Raw genomic sequence first — 15,570 nt, 5'->3', positions numbered from 1 at the left:
CATAGCATTGCCGTGATGAACAGCTCCGACGCTTCCTTCCTGCGGACCCTCTGCAGCCTGCGCTGGCTGGCCACCGCCGGCCAGGCCGCCACCATTCTGGTCGCAACCGGGCTGATGGGCCTGAACCTGCCGCAGCAACCCCTGTGGGCCGGCGTAGCCGCGTTGGCGGTCTTCAACCTGTATGCGCAGCTGCGGGTGGCGCACCGCGGCGCGGTGAGCCCGGCCACCGAGTTCGGCCACATCCTGGTCGACGTGACGGTCCTGACCTGGATGGTGGGCTGGAGCGGCGGCATCGCCAACCCGTTCGGTTCGTTGTTCCTGGTGCTGATTGCGCTGGCCGCGTTGGCGCTGCCGCTGAGCTGGGCGATGGCGGTGGCGGCATCGTGCGTGGCCGGCTATGTGATCAGCGCAGCGTTCGGGCTGCCGCTGCCCTACGGTGGCTTCGACCCGCTCAGCCTGCACATGTGGGGCATGGCGGCCAACTTCCTGCTGTCCACCGTGGTGGTGCTGGCGTTCGCGACACGGCTGGCTTTTTCGATGCGCGAGCGCGAGCGCGAGATCTCCACTTTGCGTGAGCGCTTTGCGCGCAACGAAGGCATCGTGGCGCTGGCCACGCACGCGGCGTCGGTGGCGCACGAATTGAACACGCCGCTGGCCACCATGACCCTGCTGGTGGACGACATCGCCGACCAGTGCGAGCAAGGCGAATTGCGCGAAGACCTGGACACCTTGCGCGAGCTGCTGGTGCAGTGCCACGAACGCGTCCTGGCCTTGGCGGCACCTGCCGACAACGGCCATCTGAGCCGCGAGGTGGCCGTGAAAGAAGTGCTGGAACAATGGCGCCTGGTGCGCCCCACCATCGAACTGCGCCGCAACGAGGACGCGCCCATGCGCCTGATGCTGCAGCCCGGCGTCAGCCACCTGCTGATGGTGTTGCTCAACAACGCCGCCGATGCCGGCGAACGTGTCGGGCGCCCGCAGATCGATCTGACGCTGCGGGTGGAACACGACCATCTCAGCGGCGAAGTACGCGACTACGGACCCGGCTTCGACACCGCGCAAGCGATGCTGCCTGGGACGCTGTTCAATAGCGGCAAGCACGACGGCATGGGCGTGGGACTGGCGCTCTCGCATGCCACTGTCGAACGCCTGCAGGGCGAGTTGTGGATGCTGCCCGCCGAAGGCAGCGGCGCGCGCGTCGGTTTCCGTCTGCCCCTCTCCGACCACGAGGCACTCGCATGACAAGTCCCCCGATCCGTACCGGTCTGCTGGTCGACGACGACACCTTGTACCTGCGCACGCTGCAACGCAGCCTTGCACGCCGCGGCGTAGAAACGCTTACCGCCACCGATGCGGCCAGTGCGTTGTCCACGGCACGCAGCGCAATGCCGGATTTTGCATTGATCGATCTCAAGCTCGGCCACGATTCCGGCTTGAGCCTGATCCAGCCGCTGCGCGAGATCCGCACCGACATGCGCATCCTGCTGGTCACAGGGTACGCCAGCATCGCCACGGCGGTGGAGGCGATCAAACTCGGCGCCGATGACTACCTGCCCAAGCCGGCCAATATTCCCACCATCATGCGCGCGCTGGGCGAAGAGGATGACGAGTTGCCAGAGCCGGACGAAGAAGAAAGCGCGCAGGAAATGATGACGCCGCTCAGCCGCTTGCAGTGGGAGCACATCCAGCAGGCGCTGCACGAAACCGGCGGCAACGTGTCGGCGGCCGCGCGCCTGCTCGGCATGCATCGCCGATCGCTGCAGCGCAAGCTGACCAAGCGCCCGAGCCCCGGGCCGTTACGATAGCCGTCCCGCCCTGTCGCCGAACCCCACGCGGCATGGACGCTGGGTGGGGGGCTGACAAGGACGCACCTGCAAGCGCGTTCCGCGCCCGTGCGCCGGCCCTGTAGCGGCGCGCAGATCGACCGCGTTGCAGTGCCCTTGTGCGTGCCGAAAAACTACCGCGGCCGACTGCAGGACTTCATCTCACAACGGGCCGAACACGCTTGCCCGACGCGAGGTTGCTGTGATGCCGTCGGCGCCCAGGATCAAGTTGCGCCCCCAGGTGCTCAGTTGTGCCGCATTCCAGCCGATTGCGATATCCAGCGACTTCGTGCTGCTGTCGTTGCCCGACCATGACCAGCCCATGTAGCCAACGTTGTAGTCGCGCGCGCGGCGCATGATCGCCGCTTCGTCCACATGTGCACCGCGATGGTCGCCACCGAATTCGCCGATCACCAGCGCCAGCTTTTTATCGTTGAAGGCACGCAAGTAATTGTTGATCGTGGCATCGCTGCCGAACACTTCGTACATGTGCACGCTGAACATCAGGTTGCGGCGGCTGTCGCGGGCCAGCAGCACAGCGGCGTTGTCGCGCATGTAGAACTGCCAGTCCTGTCCCCAGTTGGGCGCATCCACCATCAAGGCGTGGGTCAATCCATTCTTGCGCAAGGTGGCGATGGCGGTGGCATGGCCGTTGACCCATTCGCTGGCAGTCAGGCTGTTGCCGAACGGTTCGTTGGCGATATTGATGACCACATGGTCTTCGTTGCCGATCAGCGCCTTGCGGATGCCGACCCAGTAATTGGTCGCATTGACCAGATTCGCAGCGGCGGTGTCTTCGCCGTAGCCGGTGGTGTCGTGGACCTCCAGCACGGCGATCAAGCCCAGGCTTTTGCAGCGCGCGATGATGCGGACCACATCGGCCTCCGGTGTGCGCGTCCAGCGGTAGCCGGAACTGAGCACGACGCGCACGCTGTTGGCGCCGGTGGCCGCGATGGCTGCCAAAGCCGCATCGGTGCGGCCCGCATACCAGGCATGCGGAAGGTTGACGCCGCGCAGCACCAATGCGTTGCCATTGGACTCGCGCAACTGCGTCCCGGACACCGTGAGTCCTGCATGGGCGGCAGACGACAGCGCCAGACCGGCGACGACGAGGAGCGTGCGTCGTGCAAAAGACAGCAATGAATTCACGATGATTCCAAAATAGAAATGACAAGAGCCGCGATGGCGAAACTCACAGCGCGAGTGAAGACTGTGTCAATTCGTGACACCCATAAGGCGAATGCGCATCACAAAAGCAAACATCGGCGAAAGAGCATTGGTCGCAGGCGCGATGCAGGTGGTTGCGTGGCGTCGGCACCGCTGCGGTCAAAAGGTGATCGGCAGCGCGCACGGGATATTTAGGCGCTGCCACCGGACGACACCTGCGCCTTGCGCGTGGGTGTTAGGCGCGCATTCCAGCCCCGGCAGACGGCGCACGGCCTGCGACAGCGCCGCGCAGCTGGCCTTGGAATCGCGTGCGACGCGCGTCTGGCGCGGACACGGCACTGTTCAAGCGTCCCAACGCGGCCTGGGCCGCGTGCTGCAACTGAACGGCGCCAATCAACGCCAATCAAGGGATCACGCTTCAGGCCGATACGAGCGCATGCCTTCCCTGCCCGCCTCTGTCGCGTCTCTTCTTCCGCCCACGCTCGACGAGTCCACCCGGCTCGAGGTGCTGCGCGGCCTGTGCCTGCTGGATTCGCCGCCAGACCCGGTGTTCGACACCGTGGCCGCCATGGCCGCGCGCAGCCTGGACGCGGAAATTGCGTTGGTATCGCTGGTGGACGAGCACCGCCAGTGGTTCAAGGCACGCATTGGCCTGGAAGCGCGCGAAACGCCGCGGAGTCAGGCGTTCTGCGCGCATGCGATCCGCTCGGACGAAGTGATGGTGGTGCCGGATGCGCGGCTGGATCCGCGCTTTTGCGACAACCCGCTGGTGATGGGGCCGCCGTTCATTCGCTTCTATGCCGGCGCACCGCTGAAGCTGCGCGATGGGCATAGCATCGGCACCTTGTGCGTGATCGGCACCAGCCCGCGCGAGGAACTAGATGCAGCGGCAATCACGCAACTGGAAGGCCTGCGCGACCTGGCCGTGCTGCGCGTGGAAAACCTGCGCAGTACCACCTACCGCGATGGTCCGACCGGGCTGCCCAACCGCGCGCGCTTTAGCGAAGACCTGGATACCTGGCTGTCGCAACGCGACACTGCACCGGCCACCACGGCGGTGGCCATCGATGTCTGCGGCAGCGATTATTTCCGCGATATGGTCAAGGCGCTGGGCTGGGAATACGCAGACGGCTACGTCGCCCTGGCACAGCGTCGCCTTGCCGCCTATCTGCCCGGCGGCACCCTGTTGTATCGGTTGGACCCGACGACCTTCGGCTTCCTGGCGCAGGCGGAAGGCCAGCGTCTGGCCACGCTATGCACCAAGGTCTCCAAGGCGTTCACCGAGCCCTTGGAACATCAGGGCATCCCGCACACCGCGGTGGCTTCGATCGGCGCGGTCTCGCTGCAGTCCAGCTACGGCGCCGCCGATACCATCCGCTCGCTGACCACCTCGGTGGATATTGCGCGCGAGCGCTGCCTGCCGTGGAGCCTGTACGAGCGCAAGCACGATGTTGCCCAGCGCAATACCTTCCGCCTGCTCGCCGCCCTGCCCGCGGCCCTGGACAGCGCCAGCCAGCTGCGCCTGCACTTTCAACCGCGCGTGGATCTGCACGACCACCGCTGCGTCGGCGTGGAAGCCTTGCTGCGCTGGCAGCACCCGATGATCGGCCCGGTGGTGCCGTCGGATTTCATTCCGATGGCCGAGAAAACCGCGCTGATCAACCGCATCACCGCCTGGGTCATCGACAACGGCATCGCGCAGGCAGCGCGCTGGCAGCAGCAAGGCCTGGACTTCAACCTGGCCTTGAACGTGTCGGCCGCCGATCTGGATCGCCCCGGCTTTGCCGGCCTGCTGCGGCGCGGCCTGGATCGTCACAAGCTGGACCCGCGCCGGCTGGAAATCGAATTCACCGAAAGCGCGATGATTCGCCACCCCGACCACCTGGCCGAACAACTGGCCACCATTGCAGCGCTGGGCGTGCATATCGCCATCGACGACTTCGGCACCGGCTACAGTAATTTCAGCTATCTCAAGCAGCTGCCGGCCAGCTCGTTGAAGATCGATCAATCCTTCATCCGTTCGCTGCCGGACAGCCGCACCGACCGCACCCTGGTGCCGGCGATGATCCAGCTTGGCCACAGTCTGGGCCAGCGCGTGGTGGCCGAAGGCATCGAATCGGCGGAAGCGTACGCGCAATTGCGCGCCTGGGGCTGCGACGAAGGCCAGGGCTACTGGATCGCCAAACCGATGCCGGCCGCCGCGCTGGAAACCTGGCTGGAAACGCCGTGGCACGAGCAACATGCCGCGCCGGTCAACCTGCTTGCCGCCAGCTTGGCCGCGGCACGCGTCTAAGCGCAGCCGGCACACCAACCGCGTCCACCACTCGGCGGCGCAGGCGGTACTTGAGTGGCATCTGCCACGCGGGCGCAATGGCTGCTGCGGGCCATCCAAACGCGCTTGACGAGGGCGCGCGCCGCCGAAACGGCAGGCTGTCAACGCAGCGCGGCGCGACACCGAGGTGCCGCGCCGCGTTTCAAGACATCACTGCTTACCAGAACACGGTGTACAGCACGATCAGAATTGCGATCACGCCCGCCGCGCCGATCTTGAAACCGGGCGTGGTGCCGTAGGCAACGTCGTTGGTACGGATCAGATCGCGTGCCTGGGTGGCCGGCGTCAGCAACGACACCACCGCCGCCAACACCAGCGCGGCCACGAACACCACGCCGATGCGGTCCATGAACGGCAGTTCGGGCCAGGCGAACTTGAGCGCGAACGACAACACCACCGAGCCGATCGCCGCGGTGAGTGCGCCGGCTTCGTTGGCGCGCTTCCAGAACAGGCCGAGCATGAAGATCACCACCACGCCGGGAGTGAAGAAGCCGGTGAATTCCTGGATGAACTGGAAGCCCTGATCGAAGTTGCCCAGCAACGGCCGCGCGGTGAGGATGCCGATCAGCACCGACAGCGCGGCCACGATACGGCCTACGCGCACCAGCTGTTTCTGCCCGGTCTGCGGGCGGAACTTGGCGTAGAAATCCAGGGTGAAGATCGTCGCCACCGAATTGATCTTCGAGGCCAGCGAGGCCACGATCGCCGCAACCAACGCGGCAAACACCAGGCCCAGGATGCCGGTCGGCAACAGCTGCATCATGGTCGGGTAGGCCTGATCGGGCTTGGCCAGATCCGGCGCCAGCACCACCGCGGCAATGCCCGGCACCACGATCACCAACGGCATCAGCAGCTTCAGGAACGCGGCAAACACCATGCCCTTCTGCGCCTCGCCGATGTTCTTGGCCGCCAGCGCGCGCTGGATGATGTACTGGTTGAAACCCCAGTAACTGATGTTCATCACCCACAGCCCGCCAAGCAGCACGCTCAGGCCCGGCAGATCCTTGTAGAACGGGTTGTCCTTGGTCAGGATCATGTGGAAGTGCTCCGGGTGCGCGCTCCACAGGTGCTGGAAGCCGGCCAGCACGCCGGCACCGTCGCCGATCCGCGCCAGGGTCAACCCGGCCACCAGCAGCCCGCCCAGCACCAGCAGGGTGACCTGCACGATGTCGGTCAGCGCCACCGCCTTCAGCCCGCCGTAGAGCTGGTAGACCAGCGCAAACACGCCGATCAGTGCCAGCGCCAGGGTCTGGTCCATACCGGTGACCTGGCTGACCGCGATCGATCCCAGCCACAGGATCGAGGTGAGATTGACGAACACGTACAGCAGCAGCCAGAACACCGCCATCAACGTGCGGATCCACTTGCCGTAACGCTGCTCCAGAAACTGCGGCATGGTGTAGATGCCATTGCGCAGGAAGATCGGCAGGAAGAACTTGCCGACGATCAGCAGCGTCAGCGCCGCCATCCATTCGTAGGAGGCGATCGCCAGGCCGATCGCATAGCCGGAACCGGCCATGCCGATGATCTGTTCGGCCGAAATGTTCGCCGCAATCAGCGAGGCGCCGATCGCCCACCACGGCAGCGACTTGCTGGCCAGGAAGTAATCCTCGGCGCTCTTGCTGTGGCCTGCCTTCTCGCGCGAGACCCACTGCGCAAGCACGAAGATGCCGGTCAGGTAGACCAGCACGATCACGATATCCAACGTCGCCAAACCCACTGCACTCTCCTGTCTGGCTCTGGGATGTGCATCGAACGCCAGACAGGCCTGCAGAATGCCGCCGCAACGCACGGCGTGCGTCACGGCAGCGCGGCGAACCGCAGCTGCAGGCCATCCCGGCCAATCGACGCGCGCGTCCCGCGGCGGCTGATGACACCACCGATCAGGGTGGCCGCTATACCGCGCCGCCAGCACTGGCGACGCGCCTGTTTCATCCGATCTCCCGCAGGCGCGCCTACGCCTGCGGGAATGCTGCTTACTTGACCGGGCAGTCGACGGTAACTTCGGCTTCGTTGAGCGCACCCAGCGCCACCTTGGACACCGACAGGTCCAGCGCGGCGGCGCTTTCGATGCTGGCGACCTGGGTCAGCTTGCTCACGTCGGCACCGGCCACTGCAAAGCACTTGAGCGGCACGCCGACGACTTTCCACTGGCCTTGCGGCAGCGCGGCCAGGGTCTTGCGCACATCCACGCGACCACCGCACTTGTCGCCACAGCCCACGCCCAGCCACACCGACGCGGTCACGGCGCTGTCGCGGCGCAGGGTCAGCTGCAACTGCACATCGCCGTTGCTCTCACGCGAGACGTCCACCGGCTTGGCGGACACCAGCAACACGCTGGAGGCGGTGCTGCCGGACCACACCAGACGGCGCGCATCTTCCTGCGCCTTGTGATCGACTGCGCTCATCTTCAGGCTGCCATCGGACAGGCCCACCGGCAGCGTGGTTGCCGGCATGTTGGCCTGGCCGGCGTTGGACAGCTGCATCGCGATACCCAGTGCCGGCTTGCCGCGCACGAAGTACATCCCGCCTACCGACTGCTCGCCGGACACGCCCGACTCTTCCGGCAACGCCGCCAGGTCGCCCTTGTCGGCATAGGTCAGGCCAAAGCCGAACTTGAACTGCGGGTCGTAGTCCTTCTGGCCGACGTTGTTGGCGAACTGCACCGCGGTCTTGGGCCAGGAGAAGCTGAGCTTGCCCTTGAAGTCGTTCTGCACCGAGCCATCGGCCTTGCGCAGCAGCACATCGGCAATGCCCTCGCCTTCGGAACCCGGCAACCAGGCAGCGACGAACGCGTCGGAGGCGTTGATGTACTGGTTCATCCACAGCGGACGCCCGCTCAGGAACACCGCCACCACCGGGATGCCGTCGGCCTTGAGCTTCTTGATCAGGGCCAGTTCGCTTTCATCGCCCGGCTTGTACAGCAAGGTAGCGATATCGCCCTGGAATTCGGCGTACGGGTTTTCGCCGAACACCACCACGGCCACGTCCGGCTTGGTCTTGTAGGCGCCGTCCACGGCCAACTCGGCGCTGCCGCCGGCGGCCTTGATCTGCTTGTCCAGGCCTTCCCAGATGGTGGTGCCGTTGGGGTAGTCGCTGCGCTTGGTGCCGGTGCCCTGCCAGTTCAGGGTCCAGCCGCCGGACTGCTTGCCCATGTCGTTGGCGCCATCGCCCACCACCAGCACGCGCTTGGTCGGATTCAGCGGCAGGATGCCGGCCTGGTTCTTCAGCAGCACCAGCGACTCACGTACCGCCTGGCGGGCGATCGCACGGTGTTCGGGTGCGCCGAGCAATTCGTACTTGCCACCGAGTCGGCGCTTGGACGGCTTGCCGGCCTCGAACAGGCCCAGGCGCATCTTCACACGCAGGATGCGGCGCACGGCATCGTCCAGACGCTCGGCCGAAATCTGGCCGGACTTCACCGCCGCCAGTTCGGTTTCGTAGATACCCTTCCAGCTGTCGGCGGCCATCGCCATGTCGACACCGGCAATGAACGAGGCCGGGCAGTTCTGGTTGGTGCAGCCCTTGACCTGGCCGTGGCCATTCCAGTCGCCGACCACGAAACCGCCGAAATTCATCCGGCCCTTGAGCACGTCGGTCAGCATGACCTTGTTGCCGTGCATCTTTTCGCCGTTGAAGCTGTTGAACGAGGCCATCACGCTCTGTGCGCCAGCGGCAATCGCAGGCGGATAACCGGCAGCGTGGATATCGCGCATGGTGGCTTCGGACACCTTGGTGTCGCCCTGGTCCTTGCCGTCGGTGGTGCCGCCATCGCCGACGAAATGCTTCACCGAGGAAATCACGTGGCTGCCGTCCAGGAACTGCGGCGTGCCCGGCACGCCCTGCACGCCTTCGACCATCTTGCCGGCAAAGCTGGCCACCACGTCCGGCGACTCGGAATAGCCTTCGTAGGTGCGGCCCCAGCGATCGTCCTGCGGCACGGCCACGGTGGGCGCGAAGGTCCACTCCATGCCGGTGACGCGGGTTTCGGCAGCGGTGACTTCGCCGATCTTCTTGATCAGGTCCGGGTTGCGCGTGGCGCCCAGGCCGATGTTGTGCGGGAACAGCGTGGCGCCGACGATGTTGCTCTGGCCGTGCACCGCATCGATGCCGAAGATGATCGGAATCGCGTTGCCGCCCTTGGAAGTGTCCATCGACGCTTCATAGAACGCGTCGGCCAGCTTCAACCATTCGGCCGGGCTGGCGTTGTACTTGCCGCCCGGATCGGAATTGCCGCCGGCCAGCACCGAGCCGATGCGGTACTTGCGCACGTCATCCGGGGTCATGCTGGCGATATCGCCCTGGATGGTCTGGGCGACCTTCTCTTCCACGCTCATCTTGGCCATCACATCGGTGATGCGCTGCTCCAGCGCCGCGTCCTGCGGGAACGGCCACTTCGGCGACGGCCACTGGTCCGGATGGATGGCGGTCGACGCCTCGGCAGGTGCGGCGGCCGGGGCGGCCTTGCTCGCTTCGGCAGCAGTGTCCTTGCCTTGGCAGGCGGCCAGCATCAGCACCGCCGCAGCGGTGGCCAGGCAGAGGGCGCGACGCGCGACGGGCGCGGCGGTACGACGGAGCAGCTTGTCCAAGATTCGTTTCTCCAGGGTGGTTCTCCCACGGCGACGCGTTGCGCCGCAGGCCATTAGGCGGCGTACGCTTGCGTGATTCCCCTACCCTGTCAACCACAGCTGCCCGTATGCCGAATACCGGGCAACTTATTGGCCGCGGCTATAGCATTGGAATACCGGCAGCACCTGTGAAACCGCGCAAAACCACCCAATCCGCTGCCGCGTCTGACAGCGCGAGCAGATGCACTTTGCTGCATCGCACCACCCGCCGGTCTGACCAATGCGCAGCATCGGCGTGTCAAGGGAACCTGGCAGCGCTCGCTTGCCACGACACGTTCGAACCCAGGCCAACGGGTGAGCCTGCTGTCAAACAAGTGTCATACCAGCGGCCTAGCGTGACCGGCTTGCCGATGCGCCATTGCCATCGTCGATCGTCGCCTTTGCCTGGAGTTTCGATGTCCCCCTCCCCCGACCCCTCCCGTCGTCGCCTGATGCAATTGCTGGCGGCAGTTCCCCTGTTGCCGCTCGGCAACGCCAGCGCTGCCGCCCTGCAACAGCTTGGCGGTGCGGCGTGGGCCGCGCGCCCGTTGCGGCCATCGGAGAACCCGACCCGCCTGGTCTCGGCCACCTTCCACGGCATGCCGGCGCCGAGCCTGGCCGACCCGGCGGCAATGGCCACCACCACGGTCGGTTCGGCACTCAGCGTGACCCGCAGCGACGGCAGCACGCAGCGCTACGCACTGGCCTACCACCCGTTCTTCATCACCGGCGATCAGGTGCCGGACGGCAACGGCGGCACCGTGCTGGCTGGCGGGTACTACGACATCCAGCATCGCCCGATCATCGACCGCTCCAAACCCGGTGCCGAACGTCCGTTCTTTTCCGATTGCCCGGACGGCTCCTCGCTACTGACCCTGCCCAATGCCAAGGTGCCAGGCGTCAAGGGCAACCACGTGTTCGCAGTGGTGCAGTTCGAATACACCACCCGCGACCAGGCCGGCAACGACACCAACCGTCACCTGCCTGCGCCGATCGCCGTGTTGACGCTGGATCAGGACCCGGCCACCGGCAAGCTGTCGCTGGTGAAGTACCACAACGTCGACACCGCACCGGTCCATGGGCTGTGGACCACCTGCGGCGCCAGCCTGTCGCCGTGGAATACCCACCTGTCCAGCGAAGAATACGAGCCCGATGCCACGGCATTGGCCGGCAACACCCAGTTCCGCAGCTACAGCACGCATCTGTACGGCGACCCGAATAAAGCCAATCCGTACCACTACGGCCATCTGCCAGAAATCACCGTGCACCCGGACGGCACCGGCAGCGTGCGCAAGCACTACTGCCTGGGCCGCATCTCGCACGAGCTGGTGCAGGTGATGCCCGACCAGCGCACCGTGCTGATGGGCGACGACGCGACCAACGGCGGGCTCTTCATGTTCATCGCCGACCGCAAGGCCGATCTCTCCGCCGGCACGTTGTATGTCGGCAAGTGGCACCAGACCTCGGGCATCGGCCCGGGCGCGGCCACGCTGCGCTGGATCAAGCTCGGCCACGCCACCAGTGCCGAGATCCAGGCCATGGCCGACCGCCTTACCGCCGCCGACATCCTCGACGTGCACCTGAGCGACCCGGGCGATGCCTCGTTCACCAAGATTCCGTTCAACGGCACCTTCAACTGGATCCGCATCAAACCCGGCATGGAGAAGGCTGCCACGTATCTGGAAACCCATCGCTATGCCGCGCTGGCCGGCGGCAGCCTGGGCTTCACCAAGCTCGAAGGCACCACCGTCAACGCACGCGACAAGGTCGCCTACATGGCGATGTCCTACATCGTCACCAGCATGCTCAACGGCTCGGGCGATGTGAAAGTGCAGGGTCCGGAAGCTGGCGCGGTGTACGCCTTGAACCTGCGTGGCGGCCAGCGCGACAGCCAGGGCGCCCCGATCCACAGCGATTGGGTGCCGATCGACATGGCCGCCCCGGCTGCCCTCACCGGCCACAACCTGGCCAAGGCCGACGCACTAGGCAACCTGGCCGACCCCGAACGGATCGCCAACCCCGACAATCTCAAGTTCTCCGAATCGCTGCGCACCTTGTTCATCGGCGAAGACAGCAGCCTGCACGTCAACAATTTCCTGTGGGCCTACAACGTGGACAGCGGCACGTTGACGCGCGTGCTGTCGGTGCCGGCCGGCGCCGAATCGACCGGCCTGCACGCCGTCGACGAGATCCACGGCTGGACCTACGTGATGAGCAACTTCCAGCATCCCGGCGACTGGGAAAGCCCGCTGCACGACACCGTCAAGGCCACGCTGGATCCGTTGGTCCGCGCCAACTACAAGGACCGCTTCGGTGGAGCGGTGGGTTATCTCACCGGCGACCCGGTGGCCGTGCAGTTGAGCAAGGCGTAAGCGCTGCCGTTTCCAGTTGCGGCGCTGGATGACGCGACAGCCGACACGTGCAGCGGGGCATTCCCGCTGCTGTCGCAGACCGGTAGGAGCGCGCACGGGCACGAGGAGCGTTGCCGATGTGGCCTGTCGCGCGCCGGTGCGCTCCTACGGGTACGGTCGATGGGTCTCTGGCTACGTCGGTGAGACGGATCTGACGCACGTGCCTGAGTGCGCCGCTCAGGACTGCCGTAACTCCAGCGCCGTCATCACGATGGGCTTTGCCCAATCGGGTACCTGTGCCAATTCGTCCGGCGTCTGCGGGTATTGCAGGCCGCTGCGGTCCAGTTCCAGTACCAGCATGGGCGATGCCTGACCCGCGGCATCGGCCGGTGCGCTGTTGTCGTAGACATGCAGCACGGCCAGATCGGGCAGCAACGCGATCAGGTTGGCCCGCGAGGCATCGTAACGCTCGCGGATCTTGTGTTCGGGAATGGCATGTCCGCCAGCCGCAACCCGCGCCGCCACGCGCTCGATGTGCAGCTCCACCGTCGCCAACCCGCAGAACCAGACCGCCACCGTGTGCTGGGCGCAGGCTTCGCGCAGCAGGCGCGGAATGGTCGTCGCGCCCAGCGTGGTTTCGAAGGCGAAATCGCTGTTATCGGCCATGGCCTGGCGCAGCCGCCGTACGCCTTCCTGCCAGGCCTGCGCGTTCGCTTCCGCAGGCGCCCAGCCCTGCTCCACCAAGTCCCTGGTGAAGGCGTCCGGGTTGAACCAGGTGGCACCGTCCTCTTGCAGAAAACGACCCAGTAACGAACTCTTGCCTGCGCCATTGACGCCAGCCAGCACCAGAAGATTGCCCATCGCTTACAGCGACGGGCCCAAGGCGACCTTGCGGCCGCGGCGTGCCGGCGTGGCGATCGCCCTGGCCACGCCCGCACCCTCGGTCGCTGCGGCAAGATGCGCGTCGAACTTCGCCTGCAATGCCTGCAGCGACTGCGCGTGCGCCGAGGTTGCGGCCGCCGCACTCGCCTGATTGACCAGGCGCCGATACGCCTCGGCATCCACCACTACCGCTTCGGGATGATTGTGGTTGGTGATCACCACCGCCCCGTGCGAGCGCACCTTGCGCATCAGGCTGGGCCAACCTTTTACCTTGATGTCGGCAGCGGGGGATTTTTCGAGATCGGGCAGATCCTGGAAGCGCGACATGGGGGCAGTCCGGACGGAGTGACGGTGATCAGCCTACCCTCAAATTCCCAATTTAGGAAATTTGTCCATTTTGACCTCAGCGCAGTCGGCCATGTCGTCCAAAACAAGACGGGGCCCGCAGGCCCCGTTCTCTATCTGTACGATGCGCAACTGCTCAGCCGCGCAACTTGCTCAGCAGCTCGCGTGTCACCGGGTCGGCCACATCGGCCGCTTCGCCCTTCAGCGCCGGCAGCAACTGGCTGGCCAGCTGCTTGCCCAGTTCCACGCCGAACTGGTCGAACGCATTGATGCCCCACATCACCGATTGCACGTAGACGCTGTGCTCGTACATCGAGATCAGCCCGCCCAGTGCCTGCGGAGTGAGCGCATCGAGCAGGATCACCGTGCTCGGGCGGCCGCCCGGGTAGCTGCGGTGCGGGTCGCTGCTGTCCTGGCCGTTGGCCAGCGCCTCGGTCTGCGCCAGCACGTTGGCCATCAGCGCGACATGGTTTTCCGCGTACGGGTCGTCGTTGTGCACGGTGCCGATGAAATCGGCCGGCACCACGCTGGTGCCCTGATGCAGCGCCTGGAAGAAGCTGTGCTGTACATCGGTGCCCGCGCCGCCCCACCACACCGACACGGTATCGCTTTCCACCGCCGAGCCGTCGAGCTTGACGCGCTTGCCCAGGCTCTCCATCACCAGCTGCTGCAGGTACGCCGGCAGCAGCGCCAGGCGCTGGTCGTAGGTCATCACCGCGTGCGTGGCGCTACCGAGCAGGTTGCGGTTCCACACTGCGGTCAGGCCGTGCAACACCGCGACGTTTTCTTCCAGCGGCGTGTTGAGCACATGTGCATCGAACTGCGCGGCGCCTTCCAGCAGTTGTTCGAAACGTTCGAAACCAATGGCCAATGCAATCGGGAAACCCACTGCCGACCACAGCGAGTAGCGCCCGCCCACCCAATCCCACATCGGCAGCACGCGGCCCGGTGCGATATCGAAGGCCTTGGCGGCGCGCTCGGGGTTGGCGCTGACTGCGTACAGCCGCTCGCTGCCACCGAGCCAGGCATGCAGGATGCTGCCGTTGAGCAGGGTTTCCTGGGTGCCGAAGGTCTTGGAGATCAGGATGCCGGCGGTGCGTGCCGGATCCAGCGTGGCCAGCGTGCGCTGCATCGCCGCACCGTCGACGTTGGAGACGAAGTGCACGCGGAACCGCGCCCCACTCACCGGACGCAGTGCATCGGCCACCAGCCGCGGACCCAGGTCCGAGCCACCGATGCCGACACTGACGATGTCGGTGACCTCGGTCGCTTCCAGCTGCTGGATCAACGCACCCATGCGTTGGCGCACTTCTGCAGCGGTGGCGTAGGCCTCCGATGCCACGGGCGCGTCGGTCAAATCGCCGCGCAATGCGGTATGCAAGGCCGCGCGTTGTTCGGTGACATTGACCTGCTCGCCACGGAACAGGCGCTGGAACGCGCCGGCCAGATCGCGCTCGCGCGCGATGGCGAACAAGGCATCGAGCGCGGCGCGGTCGTACTTCTGCCGCGCGAAGTTGAAATACAACGGACCGACTTGCCTGGCGTACTGCGTGGGCCGCTGCGGCTCGGCGGCAAGCAATGCGGGGATGGCAGCGCCGCGCAGGCGCTGGGCGTGGGCGTGAAGCGCGTCGAATCCGTTGGTCTGTGTCATGCGGCCTGCGTGGGGATGCTGTGGTTGGTGTGGGAGATCGCGTTGTGCGCGTTCACATATACCAGATTGGGCTTGAAGGTCTTGGCTTCGTCTTCGCTCATGCTGGCGAACGCCGCCACGATGATCAGATCGCCCACCTGCACGTGACGCGCTGCGCCACCGTTGAGCGACATGATGCCGCTGCCCTCTTCGGCGCGGATGGCATAGGTGCTGAAACGCGCACCGTTGGTGACGTCCCAGATATGGACCTGTTCGAATTCGCGGATGCCGGTCGCTTCCAGCAGCAGGCCGTCGATGGCGATCGAGCCTTCGTAGTTGAGCTCGGAATGGGTGACGGTGGCGCGGTGGATCTTGGCTTTCAGCAGGGACAGATGCATGGACGGAAGGCAACGACAAAAGGAAAGCCGGCATT

The 15,570-nt window shown here is 65.6% G+C and carries 11 protein-coding genes; 4 read left to right on the top strand and 7 right to left on the bottom strand.

Annotation, left to right across the window (positions count from 1 at the left end; genetic code table 11):
- Positions 1-15 precede the first annotated feature (15 nt).
- Both ACDH77_RS08860 and ACDH77_RS08855 read left to right on the top strand, forming a co-directional pair.
- Positions 16-1,242: an ATP-binding protein gene (locus ACDH77_RS08860; protein ID WP_008571249.1), complete on the top strand. Its 1,227-nt coding sequence runs from the start codon at positions 16-18 to the stop codon at positions 1,240-1,242.
- Positions 1,239-1,805, top strand: a complete 567-nt coding sequence (locus tag ACDH77_RS08855; protein WP_011347151.1) for a response regulator transcription factor — start codon at positions 1,239-1,241, stop codon at positions 1,803-1,805. Before ACDH77_RS08860 ends, ACDH77_RS08855 begins: the two co-directional genes overlap by 4 nt.
- 180 nt (positions 1,806-1,985) lie before the next feature.
- Here the strand turns inward: ACDH77_RS08855 and ACDH77_RS08850 are convergent, their stop codons facing one another.
- Positions 1,986-2,972, bottom strand: coding sequence for a cellulase family glycosylhydrolase (locus ACDH77_RS08850; protein WP_031422359.1), 987 nt, complete (start codon positions 2,970-2,972; stop codon positions 1,986-1,988).
- A 454-nt stretch (positions 2,973-3,426) separates the two neighbouring features.
- Here ACDH77_RS08850 and ACDH77_RS08845 point away from each other — a divergent pair, with 454 nt between their 5' ends.
- Entirely contained in the window at positions 3,427-5,283 is a 1,857-nt protein-coding gene (locus ACDH77_RS08845; RefSeq protein WP_372353833.1) for a putative bifunctional diguanylate cyclase/phosphodiesterase, read from the top strand.
- Between the two features lie 196 nt (positions 5,284-5,479).
- Here the strand turns inward: ACDH77_RS08845 and ACDH77_RS08840 are convergent, their stop codons facing one another.
- On the bottom strand, positions 5,480-7,042 hold the full coding sequence (locus ACDH77_RS08840; protein ID WP_014090020.1) for a sodium/sugar symporter: 1,563 nt from the start codon (positions 7,040-7,042) through the stop codon (positions 5,480-5,482).
- A 256-nt stretch (positions 7,043-7,298) separates the two neighbouring features.
- Positions 7,299-9,911: an exo 1,3/1,4-beta-D-glucan glucohydrolase gene (locus tag ACDH77_RS08835; protein ID WP_372353832.1), complete on the bottom strand. Its 2,613-nt coding sequence runs from the start codon at positions 9,909-9,911 to the stop codon at positions 7,299-7,301.
- 434 nt (positions 9,912-10,345) lie between these two features.
- Here ACDH77_RS08835 and ACDH77_RS08830 point away from each other — a divergent pair, with 434 nt between their 5' ends.
- Positions 10,346-12,301, top strand: coding sequence for a PhoX family protein (locus ACDH77_RS08830; protein ID WP_014090018.1), 1,956 nt, complete (start codon positions 10,346-10,348; stop codon positions 12,299-12,301).
- Between the two features lie 216 nt (positions 12,302-12,517).
- Here the strand turns inward: ACDH77_RS08830 and ACDH77_RS08825 are convergent, their stop codons facing one another.
- The 4 genes from ACDH77_RS08825 to panD all read right to left on the bottom strand — a co-directional run bounded on the left by ACDH77_RS08825 (position 12,518) and on the right by panD (position 15,535).
- Positions 12,518-13,141, bottom strand: coding sequence for an AAA family ATPase (locus ACDH77_RS08825; RefSeq protein ID WP_029819240.1), 624 nt, complete (start codon positions 13,139-13,141; stop codon positions 12,518-12,520).
- A gap of 3 nt (positions 13,142-13,144) precedes the next feature.
- Positions 13,145-13,489 carry a type II toxin-antitoxin system prevent-host-death family antitoxin gene (locus ACDH77_RS08820; protein ID WP_057681967.1) on the bottom strand — a complete coding sequence of 115 codons (345 nt, stop codon included), beginning with the start codon at positions 13,487-13,489 and terminating at the stop codon, positions 13,145-13,147.
- 154 nt (positions 13,490-13,643) lie between these two features.
- Positions 13,644-15,158, bottom strand: a complete 1,515-nt coding sequence (pgi, locus tag ACDH77_RS08815) for a glucose-6-phosphate isomerase (protein WP_057681968.1) — start codon at positions 15,156-15,158, stop codon at positions 13,644-13,646.
- Complete coding sequence (panD, locus tag ACDH77_RS08810) at positions 15,155-15,535, bottom strand: aspartate 1-decarboxylase (RefSeq protein WP_008571260.1); 381 nt, start codon at positions 15,533-15,535, stop codon at positions 15,155-15,157. Before panD ends, pgi begins: the two co-directional genes overlap by 4 nt.
- Between the last annotated feature and the right edge of the window lie 35 nt (positions 15,536-15,570).

Origin of the sequence: Xanthomonas axonopodis pv. maculifoliigardeniae, from assembly GCF_041519315.1 — a bacterium.
In the GTDB taxonomy this organism is placed as follows: Bacteria; Pseudomonadota; Gammaproteobacteria; order Xanthomonadales; family Xanthomonadaceae; genus Xanthomonas; species Xanthomonas euvesicatoria.
This window is presented reverse-complemented; position numbering and strand designations above follow the sequence as displayed.